Source organism: Pantoea sp. B_9 (assembly GCF_008632015.1).
Lineage (GTDB): Bacteria > Pseudomonadota > Gammaproteobacteria > Enterobacterales > Enterobacteriaceae > Pantoea > Pantoea dispersa.
This window is the reverse complement of record NZ_VWVL01000022.1, coordinates 1-4377: the sequence shown is the minus strand read 5'-3', so window position 1 is coordinate 4377 and position 4377 is coordinate 1. Positions and strand designations below refer to the sequence as shown.

The following is a 4377-nucleotide window of genomic DNA, read 5'->3' as shown; positions in this document are numbered from 1 at the left end:
TGCTGTTTCTTATCGATGAGTCTTCCATGATCGGTAACCAGGACACCGCGGCGGCGTACCGCGCAATCGCTGCCGGCAACGGCCGTGCCGTGGCGGTGGGGGACATTGCGCAGCTGCAGTCGCCTGAAAGTGGCGCGCCGTTCCAGCTGATGCAGGAGCGGAGCCCGATCGACGTCGCGGTGATGAAGGAAATCGTGCGCCAGCGTGATACGGCGCTGAAGTCTGCGGTTTACAGCATCATCGGTAATGATTCCGCAGCGGCGCTGAGAAATATTGAAAGCGTCGCGCCAGACGTTGTACCCCGCCGGGCAGGTTCGGTGGTACCTGGCGGATCAATTGTCCAGTCAGCAGACCCGGTGTCCAGCATTGTGGCTGACTTTATGAGCCGCACCGATGAGGCGCGGGAGCAGACCATGATCATGGTACAGTTGCATGAAGACCGCAGAGCCATCAACGAGGGCATCCACAATGCGATGGTGGTGGCGAAAGAGCTGGGCGGGGAAGCCCGGACCGTCTCTGTCCTGGACCGGATTAATGGCGGGCGGCACGATTTTAACCGCATAAAGGACTGGGAAACCGGTCAGGTGGTCATGGCGAACCAGCGGTATCTGCATGTTACCGGCGTGGACCACGAAAATGGCAACGTCACCCTGCGGGATGAAGCGGGGCGCACGCACTACTGGTCGCCGCAGGAGCTTAACGCAATGGAAATCGAGGTTTTTGAACACCGTGAAATTGAGCTGCGCACCGGTGACAGCGTCCGCCTGAGTAAAACCCAGAAGCAGGCCGGTCACGCTGCGCACGAGCAATACCGCGTCGATGAACTGCGCGAAAACGGTGAGATTGTTCTGCGTAACGGCAGCGGGGTGAAGGTCATCGACCCGGCGACAACGCTGGCAGACCGGCACGTGGATTACAGCTGGGCGGTCACCGGCTATGGTGCACAGGGTGCCAGTGCCCGGTACTCGCTGGCGCTGGAAGGCGTGGAAGGTGCCCGTAAGCGGATGAGCGGCGCGCGGGCGTTTTATATCAACGTCTCACGCGCGAAGGACCATGTTCAGATTGTTACAGATGACAGAGCCGGCTGGATGGAGACGCTCGGCGTCCGAAAAAACGGACCGGCGACGGCGCATGACGCGCTTATGCCAGAGCCTGAGCGGGATCAGGCCCGGCGGATCTGGGCGATGGGGCAGGCCGCGTCGAAAACCGCAATTGGCCGTGCGTACCTGCGGTCAAACGGCCTCAGCGGCAGTCCCGTGACGGCACGTATCATCCCGCCGACGCGAAAGTTCCCTGAACCCCACCTGGCCCTGCCGGTGTTTGATGGTAACGGTAAACCGGCGGGCCTGACAATGGTTCCGCTGCGGCCCGGAAGCGGTGACGTCGATCGGGGGGCCGAGCGGCGTATCGTCACCGACGGCGCGCAGGCCGCACTTGTACAGAAAAGCCGGAACGGAGAAACACTTGTGGTGGCCACGCTGGAAGAGGCGCTCAGCGCGGCGCGAAAATACCCGACATCCGGCATTCTGCTGAAGACCGGGGACGCCGCTCCGTCTCCGCAGCTGCTGAAGGTTTCCGGCGGCCTGGAGCCGCTCGCCGGGGCGGCGGTGGAAGAGGCGGTCAGAAGCCTGCAGAGCCCGCCGCCTGTTCCGGATGAACCGGTCACGCCGGCGGCACCCACCGGCATTGGCGACGAGACCATCAGAGACCTCGTCAGGCAGGACGTGCATCAGCCTGATGTGCCGGACGCGCCGGAGGTGCAGATCAGCGTCAGAGACGGGCGGGCAGACGTGGCGGCAGAGGAAAAGCTCGCCGCAGACCTCAGCCGTGCAGTTCCACAGGAGGCGGCTGACATTGAGCAGCCTGTGGACCCTGTCGCGAAGCCTGCCGTGGACGAAACGGACCTGGCCGGCCGGGTTCTGGAAGGCAGCCGTCAGGCTTATCCGGAGGTCAGGATGCCGGAGGAGAGCCGGGAGCAGCCGGTGCCTTCAGGAAAAGGAGAATCAGAACTGGCAACAGAGCTTGCCGCAGGTTCGCGGACGGACAAAGAGATTGCGGCGGGGATCAGCATGCCGGCTCATCACGAGGGGCCCGAGCGCCTGCCGCCCGAACTTTCTCACGAACCGTCCCGGAACATACAAAAAGAACGTTAATTACTGCGGCCCGCCCTGTGCGGCCGCCTCACCTTCCGCCTGCTCCGCGCAGGCATGCGAGAGAATTCATGAAACAGATCCTGAAACTGGCCGCCATTGCGCTGGCCATGAGCACCGCTTTGCCCTCAGCACCATCGAATGCGGCTGAGGCTGCAGACTTTACCCCCGCGCAGCAGGCCCGCATTGGTGAAATTGCCGCTGACTACCTGGTGGCGCATCCCGACGTGCTCATTGAGGTGAGCAAAAAGCTGCAGGCGCGCCAGCAGGCCATGCAGCAGCAGGCTTACGTGCAGTCTGCGCTTAAAGCTCACCGGCTGCTGATGCAACTCGACGGCGTACCGGTTAAGGGGCCGGCGGATTCGAAGGTCATCGTTACGGAGTTCTTTGACTACGAATGCATCGCCTGCAGCATGATGGCGCCGGTGATGGAAAAAGTGATGGCCGCCAACGCCGGCGTACGCTTTGCCTTCCGCGACTGGACCATCTTTGCTGCACGCTATCCGGAATCGACGCTGGCCTCGCACCGCGGGCTGGGTATTTACCGCAGGCAGGGCGCGGAGGCCTACATGGCCTTCCACAACGGGATTTACCGGACCGGTCACAACGAAGGGAAACTCACGGCAGAGGATATTGAAAAGGTGGCCACGACCGCCGGCGCAGGTGCCGCTTCCGGTGATGACAGCGCCGTTTCCGACAGGCTCATCGAAAACAACGACGCGCTGGCGGAGATGCTGGGACTGACGGGCACGCCGGGCATTATCGTCATGCCGGCTGAGAATGCCACGGCAGACAACACCACCGTCATCCCGGGCGTCGTCAGTGAAGACGTCCTGCAGCAGGCCATCGTCCGCGCAGGCGGAAACTAAAAAAGCCCGGTGCAGAACCGGGCAACCAGCAGCGCCGGCATTATCAGAATGGTTTCACTGCCGGCGCTTGAGGGGGGTATCGGCCATCCCGCCAGAACCTTTACCCCCTGACGGCCACGTCGTTCAGGCTGTTCGTTCCTCGCGCCGCTGCGGTACGCCTCAGCCTGAACGCCCTGCCCGTCGCCTGAATGGCGATCGTCCGCGATCGTTCCGCTGAATAATGAAAAATTACCCGTCCCCCGTGCTCTCAGTCGTTTCAGCGTCCCGCCAGGCGCAGAACTGCGTTAAGCCACAACCGCAGTTGTGATGACGGTCACGGTAAAATTTATCGGTGAACTTTTTTTATCCATACGATTCGTGCTATGTGCAATCTGTGCTGGATTTAACCGGTTGAGATGGGTATTCTTTTCAGAATTCGCCGGGCGGCGATCCTTTTTAGATCCCTGTCGAATACTGTGGTGGTTGATGACGGGGATGTGCGAAAACCTGTGGCCGGACATGCGCGGCGCGGGCAGAATTGAACCGGATGGGACGTATCCGTTAAAACGTCCAGGGTACGGAGCGCGGCATTTACCGGGCTCTGAATGCAAAAACCCCCTGACTCTGCTTAATCAACTTGGCGGAAGATTCAGAATCAGGGGGTCCAAAAGCAGGCGCTGCGCCTGCAAAGGATTATAACGCATGCAGTTCATAAGACAACCCCTGTCCGCCATAAGTTCAGGACAGGGTGAATGACCAGATTTTAATCGGGTTAAACGACCCGACCTCCAGACCTGACAGGCGCCATCGCGGCGATCACGCCGTCACCTGCAAATGTCCTGAGCCCGTCTGGTTCGCGCCGCAGAACTATCGCCCGCTGCCGGGTGAGTTTGGCCACGCCATGCGCCGGCTCGTCGTGAAGGACCGGGCCACCGGCCAGCTGCGTCTGCGCCAGCGGATCTCCCGCAATCCGTATTTCGTCAGGCTGCGCCACGCGGCCGGCCGCGAGCGCGACTTCCGGCCGGAGCGCCGCGCGCTGATTGACGCAATCATTCCATTGCTGATACAGCGCGCTGATATAGCCACCTGGGTAGTCACCGTTAACGTTGGCAGTCTCGCAGAAGAGCTCAGCCCGAAAGACGAGAACGGCGACGTCATACCCGGCACCCGGGTCGAGCCGTGCCGGCTGTCGCGCCTTTTTCCGGAGCTGGCGCGATACGGGCTGCTGGAGATGCCTTCGCTTGAGTGGGACCCGGTTGAGAAATTCTGGATGCCGCGTCATATCGTGCTCACCGATCGTTTCTGGCAGCTGTGCGGCGTCAACATGGATAAGCTGTATTTCCAGCGTAACGAGCGCCTTGTAGCTGAAGCGGAGGGCA

General features: G+C 61.5%; 3 protein-coding genes. All 3 read left to right on the top strand.

What is annotated here, in order from left to right; translation table 11 throughout:
* Positions 1–2153, top strand: a 2153-nt coding sequence (locus F3I21_RS23065) for a conjugative transfer relaxase/helicase TraI domain-containing protein (RefSeq protein ID WP_150059896.1), incomplete at its 5' end; no start/stop codon positions are given.
* A gap of 68 nt (positions 2154–2221) precedes the next feature.
* Positions 2222–3019 carry a DsbA family protein gene (locus F3I21_RS23060; RefSeq protein ID WP_150059895.1) on the top strand — a complete coding sequence of 266 codons (798 nt, stop codon included), beginning with the start codon at positions 2222–2224 and terminating at the stop codon, positions 3017–3019.
* 727 nt (positions 3020–3746) lie between these two features.
* Positions 3747–4377, top strand: a 631-nt coding sequence (gene repA, locus F3I21_RS23055; RefSeq protein WP_150059894.1) for a plasmid replication initiator RepA, incomplete at its 3' end; no start/stop codon positions are given.